The 17,292-nt window shown below is 58.3% G+C and carries 17 protein-coding genes; 5 read left to right on the plus strand and 12 right to left on the minus strand.

Going from position 1 to position 17,292, the window contains the following annotated elements; genetic code table 11:
• Nucleotides 1-568: 568 nt before the first annotated feature.
• A complete protein-coding gene (locus tag QZQ97_RS11670) occupies nucleotides 569-1,861 on the plus strand; it encodes a citrate synthase (protein ID WP_004949745.1) in 1,293 nt (430 codons plus the stop codon).
• 59 nt (nucleotides 1,862-1,920) lie between these two features.
• Here QZQ97_RS11670 and nei read toward each other — a convergent pair whose 3' ends face one another.
• The 12 genes from nei to QZQ97_RS11730 all read right to left on the minus strand — a co-directional run bounded on the left by nei (nucleotide 1,921) and on the right by QZQ97_RS11730 (nucleotide 12,328).
• Nucleotides 1,921-2,712, minus strand: coding sequence for an endonuclease VIII (gene nei, locus QZQ97_RS11675; RefSeq protein ID WP_311993559.1), 792 nt, complete (start codon nucleotides 2,710-2,712; stop codon nucleotides 1,921-1,923).
• A gap of 57 nt (nucleotides 2,713-2,769) precedes the next feature.
• Nucleotides 2,770-3,414 (minus strand): pyroglutamyl-peptidase I, encoded by a 645-nt coding sequence (pcp, locus tag QZQ97_RS11680; protein ID WP_311993560.1) that lies wholly within the window; start codon nucleotides 3,412-3,414, stop codon nucleotides 2,770-2,772.
• Between the two features lie 8 nt (nucleotides 3,415-3,422).
• The gene (locus tag QZQ97_RS11685; RefSeq protein ID WP_065505958.1) at nucleotides 3,423-4,442 is read right to left on the minus strand and encodes a DUF979 domain-containing protein; all 1,020 of its coding nucleotides are present in this window, start codon (nucleotides 4,440-4,442) and stop codon (nucleotides 3,423-3,425) included.
• Nucleotides 4,439-5,170, minus strand: coding sequence for a DUF969 domain-containing protein (locus QZQ97_RS11690; RefSeq protein WP_311993561.1), 732 nt, complete (start codon nucleotides 5,168-5,170; stop codon nucleotides 4,439-4,441). Before QZQ97_RS11690 ends, QZQ97_RS11685 begins: the two co-directional genes overlap by 4 nt.
• A 58-nt stretch (nucleotides 5,171-5,228) precedes the next feature.
• Nucleotides 5,229-5,966, minus strand: a complete 738-nt coding sequence (gene pxpA / locus QZQ97_RS11695) for a 5-oxoprolinase subunit PxpA (RefSeq protein WP_311993562.1) — start codon at nucleotides 5,964-5,966, stop codon at nucleotides 5,229-5,231.
• Complete coding sequence (gene pxpC, locus QZQ97_RS11700) at nucleotides 5,956-6,888, minus strand: 5-oxoprolinase subunit PxpC (protein ID WP_311993563.1); 933 nt, start codon at nucleotides 6,886-6,888, stop codon at nucleotides 5,956-5,958. Before pxpC ends, pxpA begins: the two co-directional genes overlap by 11 nt.
• On the minus strand, nucleotides 6,882-7,538 hold the full coding sequence (gene pxpB, locus QZQ97_RS11705) for a 5-oxoprolinase subunit PxpB (RefSeq protein ID WP_311993564.1): 657 nt from the start codon (nucleotides 7,536-7,538) through the stop codon (nucleotides 6,882-6,884). Before pxpB ends, pxpC begins: the two co-directional genes overlap by 7 nt.
• A 273-nt stretch (nucleotides 7,539-7,811) precedes the next feature.
• On the minus strand, nucleotides 7,812-8,555 hold the full coding sequence (locus QZQ97_RS11710) for a type 2 GTP cyclohydrolase I (protein ID WP_311993565.1): 744 nt from the start codon (nucleotides 8,553-8,555) through the stop codon (nucleotides 7,812-7,814).
• A 17-nt stretch (nucleotides 8,556-8,572) separates the two neighbouring features.
• Nucleotides 8,573-9,553 (minus strand): MBL fold metallo-hydrolase, encoded by a 981-nt coding sequence (locus tag QZQ97_RS11715; protein ID WP_311993566.1) that lies wholly within the window; start codon nucleotides 9,551-9,553, stop codon nucleotides 8,573-8,575.
• Nucleotides 9,554-9,575: 22 nt separating this feature from the next.
• Nucleotides 9,576-11,006 carry a deoxyribodipyrimidine photo-lyase gene (phrB, locus tag QZQ97_RS11720; RefSeq protein ID WP_311993567.1) on the minus strand — a complete coding sequence of 477 codons (1,431 nt, stop codon included), beginning with the start codon at nucleotides 11,004-11,006 and terminating at the stop codon, nucleotides 9,576-9,578.
• Between the two features lie 15 nt (nucleotides 11,007-11,021).
• Complete coding sequence (locus QZQ97_RS11725; RefSeq protein WP_311993568.1) at nucleotides 11,022-11,978, minus strand: YbgA family protein; 957 nt, start codon at nucleotides 11,976-11,978, stop codon at nucleotides 11,022-11,024.
• Between the two features lie 143 nt (nucleotides 11,979-12,121).
• Nucleotides 12,122-12,328 (minus strand): YbfA family protein, encoded by a 207-nt coding sequence (locus QZQ97_RS11730; protein WP_006319981.1) that lies wholly within the window; start codon nucleotides 12,326-12,328, stop codon nucleotides 12,122-12,124.
• Nucleotides 12,329-12,772: 444 nt separating this feature from the next.
• Here QZQ97_RS11730 and QZQ97_RS11735 point away from each other — a divergent pair, with 444 nt between their 5' ends.
• From QZQ97_RS11735 to kdpC, 4 genes are read left to right on the plus strand one after another with little or no spacing between them, the layout of a single operon-like run.
• On the plus strand, nucleotides 12,773-12,862 hold the full coding sequence (locus QZQ97_RS11735; protein WP_004949718.1) for a K(+)-transporting ATPase subunit F: 90 nt from the start codon (nucleotides 12,773-12,775) through the stop codon (nucleotides 12,860-12,862).
• Nucleotides 12,862-14,550, plus strand: coding sequence for a potassium-transporting ATPase subunit KdpA (gene kdpA / locus QZQ97_RS11740; protein ID WP_311993569.1), 1,689 nt, complete (start codon nucleotides 12,862-12,864; stop codon nucleotides 14,548-14,550). The genes QZQ97_RS11735 and kdpA overlap by 1 nt, the downstream gene beginning before the upstream one ends.
• A 26-nt stretch (nucleotides 14,551-14,576) precedes the next feature.
• Nucleotides 14,577-16,646 (plus strand): potassium-transporting ATPase subunit KdpB, encoded by a 2,070-nt coding sequence (kdpB, locus tag QZQ97_RS11745; RefSeq protein WP_311993570.1) that lies wholly within the window; start codon nucleotides 14,577-14,579, stop codon nucleotides 16,644-16,646.
• A 19-nt stretch (nucleotides 16,647-16,665) separates the two neighbouring features.
• Entirely contained in the window at nucleotides 16,666-17,235 is a 570-nt protein-coding gene (gene kdpC, locus QZQ97_RS11750) for a potassium-transporting ATPase subunit KdpC (protein WP_311993571.1), read from the plus strand.
• Nucleotides 17,236-17,292: the final 57 nt, after the last annotated feature.

The raw sequence follows: 17,292 nt of genomic DNA on the forward strand, positions 1-17,292 counted from the left end.
GCAGTATAGGAGGATCACATTCTGATTACAATTCCCATACAATCTGTTTGGTAACATTTCCCCCGAACAGTGATTTAGATCACGGATTTCACAATTAGCACAAAATTAATTATCTGATTTGACAAGAGATCAACATTTCCATTACATATAGGGGCACAAACGGTCCTATGATGCGCTATAGGTCAGCGGATACACTTCCCCCAGTGTTCAAGATATGCAACAGTGTATTTGGCAGAACCTATCCCAATAACCGTTTTTGCCGGTCATGTTTGCAACAAATCACCGCAGGTAAAAGCAAATAAGACAAATAAAACAACTTATTGGGATAGGTTCATAAAACCCCCGAACACGTCGTAGGTACGATTAACAGAATATAACGAATTCCGATGAATCGTTAACAACTGGTCACCCGCCTCGTTCGCCTGGTTAGCACTCTGTACCCTACCCGCGCAATTGCGCAGTCGCTCACAGAGTTAGCGTCCGCTCCATTTTTTGCGGGCAACCTGCGGAGAATTAAGGTATTTCAGTTGTTAGAGGTTTTTAAAATAAGGCGCTAAGGAGACAGTAAATGACTGATAAGAAAGCGACGCTAACCATTAACGATGGTGAAGCTCCGATCGAACTGGGCGTATTATCCCCGACACTGGGCCCCGATGTCCTCGATGTCCGCGCTCTGGGCTCCAAAGGTTATTTCACATTTGATCCCGGCTTTACTTCTACCGCTTCCTGCGAATCCAAAATCACCTTTATCGACGGTGACAAAGGCGTACTGCTGCACCGTGGCTTCCCGATCGAACAGCTGGCGAAAGAGTCTTCCTATCTGGAAGTGTGCTACATCCTGCTGTACGGCGAGACCCCGACCGCAGAAGAGTTCGAGACCTTCAAAACGACCGTGACCCGCCACACCATGATCCACGACCAGATCACCCATCTGTTCCGTGGCTTCCGTCGCGACTCGCACCCGATGGCGGTGCTGTGCGGCGTAACCGGTGCGCTGGCGGCGTTCTACCACGACGCGCTGGATGTGAACAACGAGCGTCACCGCGAGATCACCGCGTTCCGCCTGCTGTCCAAAATGCCTACCGTGGCGGCGATGTGTTACAAATATTCCCTGGGCCAGCCGTTCGTTTACCCACGTAACGATCTGTCCTATGCCGGCAACTTCCTGCACATGATGTTCGCTACCCCGTGTGAAGAATACGTGGTGAACCCGGTGCTGGAACGCGCAATGGATCGCATCCTGATCCTGCACGCCGACCACGAGCAAAACGCGTCCACGTCTACCGTACGTACCGCAGGCTCTTCAGGCGCTAACCCGTTTGCCTGTATCGCGGCCGGTATCGCCTCCCTGTGGGGGCCGGCGCACGGCGGTGCCAACGAAGCCGCGCTGAAGATGCTCGAAGAGATCAAAACCGTTGAACACATCCCAGAGTTCATCAAGCGCGCGAAAGACAAGAACGATTCTTTCCGTCTGATGGGCTTCGGCCACCGCGTGTACAAGAACTACGATCCGCGTGCCACCGTGATGCGCGAAACCTGTCACGAAGTGCTGAAAGAACTGAACAAGAAGGACGACAACCTGTTGGAAGTGGCGATGGAGCTGGAACACATTGCGCTGAACGACCCGTACTTCATCGAGAAGAAACTGTACCCGAACGTCGACTTCTACTCAGGTATCATCCTGAAAGCGATGGGTATCCCTTCTTCCATGTTCACCGTTATCTTTGCCATCGCCCGTACCATCGGCTGGATTGCGCACTGGAACGAAATGCATGACGAAGGCATCAAAATTGCCCGTCCGCGTCAGCTGTATACCGGCTATGCCGAGCGTGATTTCAAATCCCAGCTGAAAAACAAATAACGCCGCTTTACCCTACATAAAGCAGCATAACGCCGCCCGATTGGGCGGCGTTTTTTTTGCTATTTTTGGCAACCGGGGCACCAATAAAACGGCCGCGACGACAGTTGGGTTCTGACAATCATCGCGCCGCAGCGCACGCAAGGGTCACCGCTGCGATGGAACACCTTAAAGCGGAACAGCGCGCCGTGATGACGATTCTCATCCACCAACCCACGCGTCTGGTAAGACAAGCGCGGCACCGCCAACAGAGCCTCCGCCAGCCGCTGTAACACTTCCGGTGCCAAATCCTGCGGCCGGTGCTGCGGCGCCAGTTCCGCCTGCCAAAGAATTTCGGCACGCAGGTAATTGCCCAAACCGGCAAGAAACGCCTGATCGAGCAGCATCCCTCCCAATTGCCGGCGGCGAAACGCCGGCGACAACAGCCGTTGTTCCACCGTTGTCGCCGTCAGCGACATATCCAGCACATCGGGCCCAATACGTTGCAGAAACGGGTGCTGCTCAATCTCTTCGCGTGGCCCCAGAGTGATCTCCGAGGCGCTGTACAATAAAATCGCCCGCTCCGCCGTTTCCAGCCGTACGCGCAAATCGCGCTTGGTATCTGGCGTATCCCCCGCCCTGACCACTTTCCACACGCCATACAACTGGTTATGGCTGTACATCGTCAGCCCGTTGGAAAAATGGGTCAACAGCGCCTTGCCGCGTGGCTCGATAGCAATAATGCGTTCACCGATTAACCGATCGCGGTAATGTTTAAGCTGGGGAAACGCAAACTCGACCTCGGTCAGCGGCCGATCGATCACCGCCGTAGCCAGCGCATCCGCCGCCCGGCGAATTTCCGGTCCTTCCGGCATGTCGCAACTCCTTGATTAACCGGGCCGCCGCGGGGGCGCCCCGGTAAAAAACACCAGTTAATGCGTCGCGCCACCCACGACTTTCATATCGTGCTCCACCTGCAATGCGACAGAGATCGCCAGTTCCAGAGCAAACAGCACCGTCTGGGACGCCATGCTGGGCGCACCAGGATGCGCGGCGGCCTGTTCCGGCAGGTAAGGGATATGAATAAACCCGCCCTTGATCTCTTGCTGGCCACTTAACCGGTGCAACAGGCCATACATCACATGGTTGCAAACGTAAGTCCCGGCGGTTTGCGATACCGAAGCGGGAATGCCGGCTTCACGCATCGAGTTGACCATCGCTTTGATCGGCAAGGTACTGAAATAGGCCGTCGGCCCGGTTTCAAGGATAGGTTCGTCGATCGGTTGCCGGCCCTGATTATCAGGAATGCGCGCATCATCAACGTTGATCGCCACCCGTTCGAGGGTAATATCGGTACGCCCACCGGCCTGGCCGATGGCCAGTACCATCACTGGCTGCACTTCATCAATCGCTGCGTTCAACGCCTCAAGCGCCACGCCAAATACGCAAGGCAGCTGGCGCGCAATAATGCGCGCGCCGACAAACTCCCTATCGTTCAGTTGCTTTACCACTTCCCACGAAGGATTAACTCGTTCTCCGCCAAAGGGCTCAAAGCCCGTGATCAATACCTTTTGCATGAGTTCTCCTACAGGAACATCAGGAAATACAGCAGGAACACGTTAACCAACAGCAACAGCACCCCGGTCGGCACCTGTGCCTTGATCACCGCATTCTTGTCCGGCAATTCCAGTAACGCCGCCGGCACAATATTAAAGTTAGCAGCCATTGGCGTCATCAGCGTGCCGCAATAGCCGGAAAACATGCCGATTGCCGCCATGACCGCCGGATTACCGCCATGTTGCAGCACCAGGATCGGGATGCCGATACCGGCAGTGACGATTGGGAAGGCGGCGAAGGCGTTACCCATCACCATGGTCAGCAGCGCCATGCCGATGGCGTAAACCGCCACGGCGATAAAGCGGTTGTCGACCGCCAGGTATTCCTGGGTCAGATGGGAAATCGCGGTACCGACGCCGGCAGCAGTGAACAGCAGCCCCAGCGTGGCCAGAATCTGCGGCAAAATAAACGCCCAGCCGACCGAATCCAACAGACGACGCGCTTCCTGTATCGGCTGCGAAAGAGTTTCGCGAGTCATTCGCACCGCAATAATGCCGCCCAGCACCACACCCAGCGCCATCGAGAACAGCGTAATCAACGTGGCGTGATTGCCGCTGCCGAACACCGCCTGCTGCAGAGCCGGAATATTGTTGAACAGCAACACGCCGGCTACCGTCACCACAGGAATAGCCAGTGCAGGAATAAACAGCCGGTTCCCCAACCGTTTGGCACTTTCTTCACGCTGCTGCGGAGTACGTTGATGGTAACTGCCAAGCCGCATCCCGCCGAAGCCGGCGATCAATGCCATCACTATCACCACTACGCCGACGATGATATGCAGCATGCGTTTCTCATTGCTGCCCTCGCCCAACACCTCACCCAGCAGGCTGTAGGTCCAGTCGCCGACCAAAAAAACCAGGCCGTACAGCGCCCAAAACAGCCCGGTGGTGATGCGGCGCGGGTTGGCGCGATCGCGGAACGACATCACCGCCACGATCAACAGCACCGCGCCGGCCAACCAGTAGAGATATTGTTGTTGAAAATTCATTGGACATCTCCTTTGGCCCGCAACGCCGCCTGGTTAAGCTGCGCCAGCTCGGCGCTGAGCTGTTTGTCCATCCGGTAAAGCCGGAAGGCATGGATCAGGAAAGCGAAAATGGCGGTCGGAATGCCCCATAAAGCGATATGCAACGGCTCGGTCTGGATACCGCCTGACTCCAGCATAAAGTTATGCATGAAAATGATCGCACCAAAGGCCACGAAGATGTCCTCGCCAAAGAACAACCCGACGTTATCGGTGGCGGCGGACATGGCACGCAGGCGATGCCGCGTGCGTTCCGGCAGCTCGCCGTAGCGGTTTTCGGTTGCCCCTTCCGCCATCGGCGCCAACAGCGGACGCACCATTTGCGGGTGCCCCCCCAGACTGGTCAGCCCCATGGCGGCAGTGATTTCACGCACAAACAGATAGACGATCAGCAACCGCCCTGCGGTGGCGCTCTTGATCTTGGCGATCCACGCCTGCGCGCGTTCTTTCAACCCGTGACGCTCCAGCAGACCGATCACCGCCAGCGGCAACAGCAGGATCAGCGGCAGATTCCGGGTATTGAGGAAGCCTTCACCCAGTTTTTCCAGAATGACATCCAGCGGCATCAGAGCCGCCAACCCGGTGATGATGCCGGCGGCAATGACCACCAGCACCGGGTTAAAACGCAAAACAAATCCAACCACGATGGCGGCAATGCCAATCAATGGCCAGAGATTAATGGCCTGTTCCATAATCTTCCCTCAGTAGTTTCTAATCGTTTTTTTATGAATGATGTTGTGTGTACTGCTATCAGTCTGCGCTGACGTTAATGCCTTCTACGGCGAAACGTTCGCGCAGCGTACGCGCGAAGCTCAACGCATGTTCACCGTCGCCGTGCAGGCAGACGGTTTCGGCCTGCACCGCAGCCCAAGTGCCTTCCAGAGTGCGAACCCGATGATGTCGCACCATTTCCAACGTTTGCTCCAGCGCCTGTTCGTCGCTGGTGATCAACGCACCCGGCTGTCCGCGCGGCACCAGCGTACCGTCAGCCTGATAGCCGCGATCGGCGAACACTTCCTGCCGTGTCGCCAACCCCAATTTTTCACCGGCGCGGATAAGCTCGCTGCCCGCCAATCCCACCAGCCGCAGAGCGGGATCGACCGCCTTCACCGCCCGGGCAATGGCCTCAGCCAATGCCGGTTCAACCGCGGCCTGGTTGTACAACATGCCGTGTGGCTTCACATGCACCATCACCCCGCCTTCGGCGCGGGCCATCGCTGCCACCGCCCCCAGCTGATACACCATCTGCGCATACACCGTTTCCGGCGGCAGTTGCATGCGGGTGCGGCCAAAGTTCTCGCGATCGGGGAAGCTGGGGTGCGCGCCAATCGCCACGCCATATTGCAGTGCCCAACGGATCGACTGACGCAGGGTTTGCGCATCACCGGCATGAAAACCGCAGGCAATATTGGCCGAACTGACCAGTTGCAGCAGCGCCTCGTCGTTGGCGCAGCCTTCGCCGAGATCGGCATTCAGATCAATGAGCATCTAACCCCCAGGCAATTTGTTGGATAAAGTGATCCTGCTCTGCCTTGGCGCGTTGCGCTTCCGCCAGGGTGCAGGGAACAAAGTGGATGGCCTCGCCCAGACGGATCTGCGCCAAATGGTAGAGATCGGCCTCGATCACACAGGCAATGCGCGGGTAACCGCCGGTAGTTTGCGCGTCGGCCATCAGCACGATCGGCTGGCCGTTATGCGGCACCTGCACCACGCCCGGCAGCAGGCCGTGCGACAGCATTTCGCGGTCGGTGGTTCGGCCCAGCGCATTGCCGCCGTGCAGGCGATATCCCATACGGTTGCTCTGCGGGCTGAGCTGCCAGGCGGTACGCCAGAAGGCTTCCTGCGCCTCGGGGCTGAACTCGGCATATTCCGGTCCCGGCAAGGCGCGGATGCGATTATTGAACAGCAGTTGCTTTACGCCACGGCTGTTTTGCGGCAGGGAACCCGGTTTGCCCAACGGCAGGCTGTCGCCGTCTTTCAGGTTGCGCCCTTCCAGCCCGCCAAAGGCAGCTTTGATATCCGTGCTGCGCGAGCCGAGCATTTCGGGCACGGCGATACCCCCGGAGAACGCCAGATAGCTGCGCATACCGCGTTTAGGCATGTTCATGATCAGTTGCTGGCCCGCTTTAACCGGGTAACGCCAGCCGGTCCACAGCGGTTTTTCGTCCAGTTTTGCATCGCAACCGGCCCCGGTCAGAGCGATCCATCCCGCCTGGGTGAATTCGACGCTGAATTGACCCAAGGTGATTTCCAACCCGGCGGCATCCGCTGAATTACCCACCAGCAGGTTAGCAATTTTCAGCGCCGGCAGGTCGAGCGCACCGCCCTGGCTAACGCCCAGACGGCGGAAACCATGACGGCCCGCATCCTGTACCGTGGTGTAAATGCCCGCACGCAGGATCTTCAACATACGCCCTCCTTCTGCGGCACGAAGCGCACGTTATCGCCAGGGCGCAGCAGCGTCGGCGGCATGTCATGTGGATTGAATAACGACAGCGGCGTGCGGCCAATCAACTGCCAGCCCCCCGGCGTGATCAGCGGATAAATGCCGGTCTGGCTGCCGCCGATGCCGACGGAGCCTGCGGCCACCGCCAGGCGCGGTTCGGCACGGCGCGGCGTCGCCAATTTTTCCGGCATGCCGCCCATATAAGAAAAGCCCGGCTGGAAACCAAGGAAATAAACCACATAGGCCGCAGAAGAATGGCATTCCACCACCTGCTGCGGCGTCATGCCGGTATGGCGCGCTACCTCGTCCAGATCCGGCCCATATTCGCCACCGTAGATCACCGGAATATCCACCTCGCGCAATTCCGGCACCAGGCTTTCCTCGCTGTCCCAGCCCTGCTGCAACAGTGCCAGCATCGCTTCGGCGTCAGCCTGCGGCGTATTCAGCAACAGCGTAAGATTGTTCATTCCCGGCACCACTTCCAGCACATCGGGATGATGATTCAGTTTTTCGGCCAGCGCCCAAATCCGCTGCTGACTTGGCAGCGTCACCGGTGGCGACAGCTCAAGCACTACCGCTCTTTCACCCAACAGGTAATATCGCGCTTGTTGCACCCTTATTCTCCTTATAACCCCCGTCTTTCAAGCCGCAGCGTTCTGCCCAACTCACCAGGGAGCGGCATGCAACGCCCCTACAATATTTGGGTATCAACGAACGGGTCGCCTGGCCACAACTTGAAATGCATAGGTATATTATTATTTGTAATAACACAGTTATGCGCGACGCAGCTCCGGCTGTCAATAAAACGCAACCATTGGGAAAATAAGGAATTAGCGACGTAGCAGGATTCAGCCGACATGTGAGCCGGGCTGAATCCCAGAAAGAAATCAGGCGGGGTTCGGGATATCGATAAAGGTCACTTCAAAGCCATGTTGCTGCGCCAACCATTCGCCCAGCGCCTTCACGCCGCCACGCTCGGTGGCATGATGACCGGCAGCGAAGAAGTGAACGCCCATTTCCCGTGCGGTGTGAATGGTTTGTTCCGATACCTCGCCGCTGATAAAGGCGTCTACACCGAAACGCGCCGCGCTATCGATGAAACCCTGGCCGCCGCCGGTACACCAGGCCACGCGGCGAATGTGCGCCGGCGCGTTATCGCCACAGTGCAGCACTGCACGGCCCAGGCGGCTCTCAATGCGCTGCTGCAGTTCAACGCCGGTCAGCGGTTGTTCAAACTCGCCGTGCGGCACCAGCGGCTCCACTTCGCCAATCACGCGAATGCCAAGCAAACGCGCCAGTTGCGCATTGTTGCCCAGCACCGGGTGGGCATCCAGCGGCAGATGATAGCCGTACAGGTTGATGTCATTGGTCAACAACGTTTTCAGCCGATTGCGCTTCATGCCGCGCACCGCCGGCGCTTCGTTTTTCCAGAAATACCCGTGATGCACCAGGATAGCGTCCGCCTGCTGCTCCACCGCCGCATCCAGCAGCGCCTGACAGGCCGTCACACCGGTGACGATGCGCTTTACGTGCGACCGCCCTTCTACCTGCAGGCCATTCGGCGCATAGTCCTGAAACGCGGCGGTGTTCAGTTCGTTGTTGATCAGATTTTCCAGATCGAGGTTACGCATAGTCTTCTCTCTTCAATTCAAAATGTCTGCCGGTCGCCCTGTTCCATCAGGATAAACTTCACGCCCAGATCGTTGCCCTGATCCAACTGCTGTTTAATGGTAGCGCGCACGTTCTCGCCCTGCTTCAGGCTGGGTTTGATGTGGCTGATCACTACCGGAAAATCTTTCAGCGAACCTTCGCCGCCGCTGTACCGGGCCAGATTTTTCAGCTCTTTCAGCAGCCACGCCGGCGTCAGGTGGCCGTACAGGTTTTTATCTTCAACGCCATTGGGATAAGAGGTTTCAATAATCATCCCCTTCAATTTTTTCTGTTCAATCAACGGCCCCAGTGCGCGCCAGGCGGTATCCAGATTGCGCGACTGCTCGAGTGCATCCGGCCCGGTGTCGCCGAAATAGGCGAAAGATCCGCTGCGATCGGACACCAGCAGCATCGAGGAAGGATAACGATCGTGGCTAAGCGGATACATTACGCCGCTCAGGCCGGTGACGCCCAGGGTAAAGCGCTGCTGCGGCCGCACCGTTTGCAACCGATAAGTGCCCAGCCGCGACCCGTTACCGGCGTCGGTGAAGTTTGGCCAGGCCTTCCAGTTAAAGTAATGATTACGCAAGGTCAGGATGGTATCGGCCTGGGCATAAATATTTTTCTTGCCGTCCTCCGGCGAACCGATAATCAACCCGGCCACGTGGTCCAGATGGCCGTGACTGATAAAGTAACCGCCGATCAGTTGCCGGAACACATAGCCCTGCGGGGTGTATGGCGCAGCCAGTTCGGGAGTCACCTGCGGGAAACTGCCTTTTTCCAGCCCTTTGGCAATGCCCGGCAACAGTGAGCCGGCATCGAGCGCCAGATACTGCGGCTGGTTGTCGCTGCGGATCAGATAAGATGTCAGATTACCGTCGCTGACGCCGCCGTCAACGCCGAGCGCCACGACGTCAAAACCGGCCAGCGCCAGGGCTGAATAGCCGCTCAGGCACAGGGCCAGCACCTTGTTCATCATTCTTTCGCTCCTTGCTGTTGCCTTAATAGTCCCCCCGCCTGGCCGCTTCAAAGGCCGCCAGCGTCTCCAACCGGGCCTGCTTGTGATCGACAATCGGCAGCGGGTAATCCAGCGTGCGTTGCTGTTTTTCCGCCCAGCGATGGGGTTGATGGAGAGCATTGTCCGGTACATCCGCCAGCTCGGGCAACCATTTACGGATAAAAGTGCCTTGCGGATCAAAACGTTCGCCCTGGGTGGTCGGGTTAAAGATGCGGAAATACGGCGCGGCGTCGGTGCCGGTTGAGGCCGCCCACTGCCAACCGCCGTTATTCGCCGCCAGATCGCCGTCCAACAGTTGCGACATGAAATAGCGTTCGCCGGCGCGCCAGTCGATCAGCAGGTCTTTCACCAAAAAGCTGGCGCTGATCATGCGTAACCTGTTGTGCATCCAGCCGGTTTTATTCAACTGACGCATGGCGGCATCGACGATCGGATAGCCGGTCTCGCCTTGTTGCCAGGCCAGTAACAGTGCGTCGTTATCCCGCCAGCGTACCTTATCCGTCCACTCGATAAAGGGACGGCGCCTGCATAACGCAGGATAGGCCACCATCAGATGCCGGTAAAATTCGCGCCAGACCAATTCGTTCAGCCAGCCAAAGGCGCCGCTGTCGCTGTTTTCCAGCACCTGCGGGCATTCGGCGCGCAGGCGGTTAAAACACTGGCGCGGCGACAGTACGCCAATCGCCAGATACGGCGACAGGCTGCTGGTGCCGGCAATAGCGGGAAAATCACGTTGTTGCAGGTAATCTTGCACCTGTTCACGGCAGAAAGCGCGCAGCCGTTGCAACGCCGCCTCTTCCCCGGCCGGAAAATCTGCGCCTACCTCGAACGATGGGTAATCGAACGCCGCCGGCGCAGCTGACACCGGCAACGCGCCGCCTTCGCGAGATTGGGGCGCCGGCAGGGAACGTACGTCGGATTCGGTCAGCCGCTGAATAAAAGCCTTGCGGAACGGCGTGTAAATTTTGTACATCTCTCCGCCACCGGTTTGTACGCTGCCCGGCGGCAACAGCAGGCTGTCATCGAAGCTTTGGCAAATCACCTGTCCGGATAAACGCCGCTCTGCCTGTCGGTCACGCTTTAGTTCATTGATCTCGTACTGGCGGTTATAAAACAGCGCATCCACCCGCTCTTGCGCGCAGTACGCCACCAGCCAGTCAACAGCGGCGGAAAAATCATCGCACTGATGGCAGACCAGCGGAATACCGCGATCCGCCAGCGCCTGCCGAACCCGCAGCAGGTTGGCATGAATAAACGCCGCCTGACGCGGTGCCATCTCATGCTGTCGCCACTGCCCAGGAGTAGCGATAAACACCGCCAGCACGCGGGCGGCGGGATCGCAACAGGCGGCGTGCAGCGCTTTGTTATCGGTTATACGCAGATCGTTACGCAACCAGACCAGATGAGTGGTCATAAAATTCCTCGTCGGTTAGTGGCCGTAACGCAGGCGCAACGCTTCGGGATAGGGTTCGAAATAACGTTGTTCGGCCAGATAGCTATCCGGGTATTCGGCCATGTAATGTTTGAGCAGGGTGATCGGCGCCAACAGCGGCTGCATTCCCTGGCGATAGCGGTCAATCAGTTGCGCCAACTCCTGCCGCTGAGCCGAACTGAGCTGGCGGCGGAAATAACCCTGCACGTGCATCAGCACATTGGTGTGATTGCGGCGCGTAGCCTTGTGCGCCAGCAACCTCATCAGGCGGCTGCGGTATTCAATGGCGAATGCCTCCAGCGACGCCCACTTTTCGATACCGGCGACAAAACGGCCCAGTTCGCGGTATTCCGGCTGCGAATGCGCCAGCAGAGAAAGCTTATAACGGCTGTGGAAAGCGATCAGCCCGCCACGGGTCAACCCTTTACGCCACAGCATATTCAGTTCATACAATGCATAAACCCGCTCGACAAAGTTTTCCCGCAGGGTGGCATCGTTCAGCCGCCCGTCTTCTTCTACCGGTAGCCACGGCATCTGGCGCAGCAGTTCGGCAGTGAATAGCCCGACGCCGTTTTTGCGCGACTCTTTTCCGTTTTCGCTGTAAACCCGCACTCGCTCCATGCCGCAGCTCGGGGACTTGGCGCAGACGATATAGCCGCACAGATGCCCCAGCTCCGCGACGCGTTGCTCTGAGAACTGCTGCATTTTGTCGGTCACGTCGACGCTGTCGTCGTTGCTGAAGCGCATTGCCGGCGACGGATGTGGCTGTTTGCTCAACCGCAGTGCCGGGCGTGGGGTGGGCAAGCCGATCGCCATTTCCGGGCACACCGATTCAAAACGCACATAGGGCGCCAGTTGCTCCACCGCAAAGGCCAGGCGTTTATGGCCGCCATCAAAACGCACCGCGTCGCCCAACAGGCAAGCACTGATCCCGACCGGAATTTTGTCACTCATGATGTGCCCCCATAATCCTCGATGATGCTAAAAGTGTAGAGGAATTCAGCCCGGGAAACGACAGTTAGCTGGGCAATGACCGGGCTGCGCACATAAAAAAACCCCCGCCGCGAGGCGAGGGTTTCAGGGGACGCTGGCGGCGATCAGTAAAAATCGCAGGACGCCAGTTCTGCCTGTTGCAACCAGACCGGCTTATCGCTGGTTTTAGACCAGACGCGGTGCAGATAGCTGTAAAAACGTGCCCGGTCGCTGCGGAACAACATAACCGGTAAAGCCAAAGTTCCTGCCAGGATCACTGCGCTGCGGCGCAGGAGAATCCGATGCAATGAATAAGCGTGATAAATAGACATGCGAACCTCCTCAAAAACGCCCGGCCGTTGATTTTCTTGAAACAGCGCTGGCGTAGACAATGTAAATGCGACAATTTGGTAACTGAACAAAATTTTAGCGCAACTGATGAAAGTTTACTACTCATCCGACCACTAAATCGTACAAAAAATCGCAAATAAATGCGCCATCCCGTAATTTTGTTACAACAAGGTTAATGGATAACTAACCATTGGTTATATTGTGGTTATTTACAGCCTGTTTACGCCCACCGCCTTCTCAGACAGGGCTGAACACAAGCTGAAACGCGCCACTCGCTCACAAAACCGCCGTTAAAAAGCCATTTTTTGCTGTAATTTCAGCCATTTTTATACTTTTTTTACACCGGCTCGCGCTATTTTTTCATCTTCTTTTTATTGCCCTCCCTACACTCGCAGTATCAAAAACTACACCTCTGGAGGTGTCCTGTGAGTATCAGCGTTATTGGTGGTGCGCTGTTGGTTCTGCTGCTATTGGGCTATCTGGTTTATGCCCTGTTCAACGCGGAGGATTTCTGATGGCGGCTTCAGCCTTTTTACTGATTGCCAGCTTCCTGCTGGTGCTTGTGCTGCTGGCCCGGCCTTTGGGCAGCTTTTTGGCACGCCTGATCGAAGGCGAACCGCTGCCCGCCCTGCGCCAGGTGGAAGCCACCGTCTGGCGCTGCTGTGGCAATGACACCGCCGAGATGAATTGGTGGCAATACGCGCTGGCGATCCTGTGGTTCAACCTGCTGGGTCTGGCACTGCTGTTCGCACTGCTGATGGGCCAGGGCTCGTTGCCGCTTAACCCGCAGGGTTTCCCTGGGCTGTCGTGGGATTTGGCGTTCAATACCGCCGTCAGCTTTGTCACCAATACCAACTGGCAGGCTTACAGCGGCGAAAGCGCCCTCAGTTACCTCAGCCAGATGGCCGGGCTGGCAGTGCAAAACTTCTTGTCCGCCGCCACCGGCATCGCAGTGGCCTTTGCGCTGATCCGTGCCTTCACCCGCCGCTCCAGCGCCACCATAGGTAACGCCTGGCTCGATATTTTCCGCGTGACGCTGTACGTATTGCTGCCGATTTCACTGCTGATCGCGCTGTTCTTCGTCAGCCAGGGCACGCTGCAAAATTTCCTGCCTTATCTGCACACCACTACGCTGGAAGGCGCGCAGCAGACGCTGCCGATGGGGCCGGTAGCCTCGCAGGAAGCGATCAAGATGCTCGGTACCAACGGCGGCGGCTTCTTTGGCGCCAACTCGGCGCATCCGTTCGAGAACCCGACCGTCCTGACCAACTTTGTCCAGATGCTGGCGATCTTCCTGATCCCTTGCGCACTGTGCTTCGCCTTCGGTCAGGTTGCCGGTGAGAACCGCCAGGGCCACGCGCTGATCTGGGCGATGGCGCTGATCTTCGTGGTGGCGGTGGTCGTGGTGATGTTCGCCGAACTGGCGGGTAACCCGCATCTGGGCGAACTGGGCAGCGCCAGTAACATCAATATGGAAGGCAAGGAATCACGCTTTGGCATTCTCGCCACCAGCCTGTTCTCTGTGGTGACTACCGCCGCCTCCTGCGGCGCGGTCAACGCGATGCACGACTCCTTCACCGCGTTGGGCGGCATGGTGCCGATGTGGCTGATGCAGATTGGCGAGGTGGTGTTCGGCGGCGTGGGTTCCGGTCTGTACGGCATGCTGCTGTTCGTGCTGCTGACGGTGTTTATCGCCGGGCTGATGATTGGCCGCACGCCAGAGTACCTGGGCAAAAAGATCGACGTCTATGACATGAAAATGACCGCGCTGGCGATCCTGGTCACGCCGACCCTGGTGTTGCTGGGCACGGCGCTGGCCATCGCCACCGACGCAGGCCGCGCCGGCATCCTTAACCCGGGCGCACACGGCTTCAGCGAAGTGCTGTATGCCCTGTCCTCTGCCGCCAACAACAACGGCAGCGCCTTTGCCGGCTTGAGCGTCAACACGCCGTTCTACAACCTGTTGCTGGCTTTTGCCATGTTCGTCGGCCGCTTCGGGGTGATCCTGCCGGTGCTGGCCATTGCCGGTTCGCTGTGCGCGAAAAAACGTCAGCCTGCAGGCAACGGCACCCTGCCGACCTACGGGCCGCTGTTTATCGGTCTGCTGATCGGCACAGTGTTGCTGGTAGGCGCATTAACCTTCGTACCGGCGTTGGCGCTGGGACCGGTAGCCGAGCACCTGCAGCTCTGGTTGGCAAACTAACAGACGTCATAGAGAGAGAATAAAAGATGACTCGCAAACAACGCGCACTGTTTGAACCGGCATTGGTCCGCACCGCGCTGATCGATGCGGTGAAAAAACTGGATCCGCGCACCCAATGGCGTAACCCGGTCATGTTCGTGGTGTATATCGGCAGTATTTTGACCACCGTCATCTGGCTGGCGATCCTGGCCGGCAAGACCGACGGCAGCGCTGCCTTTACCGGCAGCATCGCCCTGTGGCTGTGGTTCACCGTGCTGTTCGCCAACGTTGCCGAAGCGCTGGCCGAGGGGCGCAGCAAAGCGCAGGCAGAAAGCCTGAGGGGCACCAAGAAAACCAGTTGGGCGAAGAAACTGGCCGGGCCAGGTCGCGAGGGCGTTACCGAAAAAGTATCCGCCGAGAGCCTGCGCAAGGGGGACGTGGTGCTGGTGGAAGCCGGCGATACCATCCCTTGTGACGGTGAGGTGCTTGAAGGCGGCGCGTCAGTAGATGAAAGCGCCATTACCGGTGAGTCTGCGCCGGTGATCCGCGAATCCGGCGGCGACTTCTCGTCGGTGACCGGCGGCACCCGCGTGCTGTCCGACTGGCTGGTGGTACAGTGCAGCGTCAACCCGGGCGAAACCTTCCTCGATCGGATGATCGCCATGGTGGAAGGCGCCAAACGGCGTAAAACCCCGAACGAGGTGGCGTTGACCATTCTGCTGGTGGCGCTGACCATCGTGTTCGTGCTGGCGACCGCTACGCTGTTCCCGTTCTCGCAGTACAGCGTGGATGCCGCCAAAGGCGGCTCGGTGGTCAGCATCACCGTGTTGGTGGCGCTGTTGGTCTGCCTGATCCCAACGACTATCGGTGGCCTGCTGTCCGCCATCGGCGTGGCGGGGATGAGCCGGATGCTGGGCGCTAACGTGATCGCCACCAGCGGCCGTGCGGTGGAAGCTGCCGGCGACGTTGACGTGTTGCTGCTGGACAAAACCGGCACCATCACGCTGGGTAACCGTCAGGCCTCCGAGTTTTTGCCTGCACCTGGCGTGAAGGAGCAGGATCTGGCCGATGCGGCGCAGTTGTCTTCCCTGGCCGATGAAACGCCGGAAGGCCGCAGCATAGTAGTGCTGGCCAAGCAGCGCTTTAACCTGCGCGAACGCGACCTGCAGGCGCTGAACGCCACCTTCGTGCCCTTCTCCGCCCAGACGCGCATGAGCGGCGTCAACGTGCAGGACCGCATGATCCGTAAAGGGGCGGTGGATGCCATTCGCCGTCACGTGGAATCCAATCAGGGCCACTTCCCGCAGGCGGTGGACGATCTGGTGGCTAGCGTCGCGCGCACCGGCGGTACGCCGCTGGTGGTGGCCGAAGGGCCACGGGTGCTGGGCGTGGTGGCGCTGAAAGATATCGTCAAGGGCGGCATTAAAGAGCGCTTCGCCGAGCTGCGTAAAATGGGCATCAAAACGGTGATGATCACCGGCGATAACCCGTTGACCGCTGCGGCGATCGCCGCCGAGGCCGGGGTGGATGACTTCCTGTCGGAAGCCACGCCGGAAGCCAAACTGGCCTTAATCCGCCAGTACCAGGCAGAAGGCCGACTGGTGGCGATGACCGGCGACGGCACCAACGATGCGCCGGCACTGGCGCAGGCCGACGTGGCGGTGGCGATGAACTCGGGCACCCAGGCCGCCAAAGAGGCCGGCAACATGGTCGATCTGGACTCCAACCCGACCAAACTGATTGAAGTGGTGCATATCGGTAAACAGATGCTGATGACGCGCGGTTCTCTGACTACCTTCAGTATCGCCAACGACGTGGCGAAATATTTCGCCATTATCCCGGCGGCGTTCGCGGCAACCTATCCGCAGTTGAACGCGCTGAACGTCATGCACCTGCACTCCCCCGCTTCCGCCATTATGTCGGCGGTCATTTTCAACGCCCTGGTGATCGTATTCCTGATCCCGCTGGCGCTGAAAGGGGTGAGCTATAAACCCATGAGCGCTGCTGCGCTGCTGCGCCGCAACCTGTGGATGTATGGTGTGGGTGGTCTGCTGGTGCCCTTTGTCGGCATCAAGCTGATCGATCTGGTCCTGGTCGCCTTGCATATCGCCGGTTAAGAATTAAGAGGAAATGAACATGTCTTATTTACGACCTTCGCTGGTAATGCTGATTCTGCTGACGTTGATTACCGGCATTGTCTATCCGCTGCTGACCACCGGGCTGTCGCAGTTGCTGTTTTCCGGCGCGGCCAACGGCTCGCTGCTGTATCAGGGCGACAAGGTGATCGGGTCGGCGCTGATCGGCCAAAACTTTACCAAGCCGGAGTATTTCTGGGGTCGCCCTTCTGCCACCGGTGATTCAGCCTATAATGCCATGGCGTCCGCCGGCAGCAATCTGGCCGCCACCAACCCGGCGCTGGATAAGGCCATCGCCGAACGTGCAGCACAACTGCGGCAGGCCAATCCGGCGATGAAAGGCCCGATCCCGGTCGATCTGCTGACCGCCTCCGGCAGCGGGCTGGATCCGCAGATTTCCATCGCTGCGGCGCAATATCAACTGGCCAGAGTTGCCGCAGCGCGCCAACTGCCGCAGGAGCAAATCGCCAGGCTGATTGACGAAAACACCGATCAGGCAACCCCCAACTTTATGGGCGAATCGGTGGTTAACGTGCTGAAATTGAACCTGGCGCTCGACGCATTGCGATAATACGCCGCATTCAGCATAGTGAGAGGGTTCGGCGTGCCGAACCCATTTTTGCTTTGT

Origin of the sequence: Serratia sp. root2 (assembly GCF_031931805.1) — a bacterium.
Lineage (GTDB): Bacteria > Pseudomonadota > Gammaproteobacteria > Enterobacterales > Enterobacteriaceae > Serratia > Serratia inhibens.

Coding starts and splice junctions, on each gene's coding strand:
- QZQ97_RS11710 (WP_311993565.1), bottom strand. CDS start 8,555: ATGCGTAACCTCGATCTGGAAAATCTGATCAACAACGAACTGAACACC.
- pcp (WP_311993560.1), bottom strand. CDS start 3,414: ATGCAAAAGGTATTGATCACGGGCTTTGAGCCCTTTGGCGGAGAACGA.
- kdpB (WP_311993570.1), top strand. CDS start 14,577: ATGACTCGCAAACAACGCGCACTGTTTGAACCGGCATTGGTCCGCACC.
- kdpC (WP_311993571.1), top strand. CDS start 16,666: ATGTCTTATTTACGACCTTCGCTGGTAATGCTGATTCTGCTGACGTTG.
- QZQ97_RS11725 (WP_311993568.1), bottom strand. CDS start 11,978: ATGAGTGACAAAATTCCGGTCGGGATCAGTGCTTGCCTGTTGGGCGAC.
- QZQ97_RS11730 (WP_006319981.1), bottom strand. CDS start 12,328: ATGTCTATTTATCACGCTTATTCATTGCATCGGATTCTCCTGCGCCGC.
- pxpA (WP_311993562.1), bottom strand. CDS start 5,966: ATGCTCATTGATCTGAATGCCGATCTCGGCGAAGGCTGCGCCAACGAC.
- nei (WP_311993559.1), bottom strand. CDS start 2,712: ATGCCGGAAGGACCGGAAATTCGCCGGGCGGCGGATGCGCTGGCTACG.
- pxpC (WP_311993563.1), bottom strand. CDS start 6,888: ATGTTGAAGATCCTGCGTGCGGGCATTTACACCACGGTACAGGATGCG.
- QZQ97_RS11670 (WP_004949745.1), top strand. CDS start 569: ATGACTGATAAGAAAGCGACGCTAACCATTAACGATGGTGAAGCTCCG.
- QZQ97_RS11690 (WP_311993561.1), bottom strand. CDS start 5,170: ATGGAACAGGCCATTAATCTCTGGCCATTGATTGGCATTGCCGCCATC.
- phrB (WP_311993567.1), bottom strand. CDS start 11,006: ATGACCACTCATCTGGTCTGGTTGCGTAACGATCTGCGTATAACCGAT.
- kdpA (WP_311993569.1), top strand. CDS start 12,862: ATGGCGGCTTCAGCCTTTTTACTGATTGCCAGCTTCCTGCTGGTGCTT.
- QZQ97_RS11685 (WP_065505958.1), bottom strand. CDS start 4,442: ATGAATTTTCAACAACAATATCTCTACTGGTTGGCCGGCGCGGTGCTG.
- QZQ97_RS11715 (WP_311993566.1), bottom strand. CDS start 9,553: ATGATGAACAAGGTGCTGGCCCTGTGCCTGAGCGGCTATTCAGCCCTG.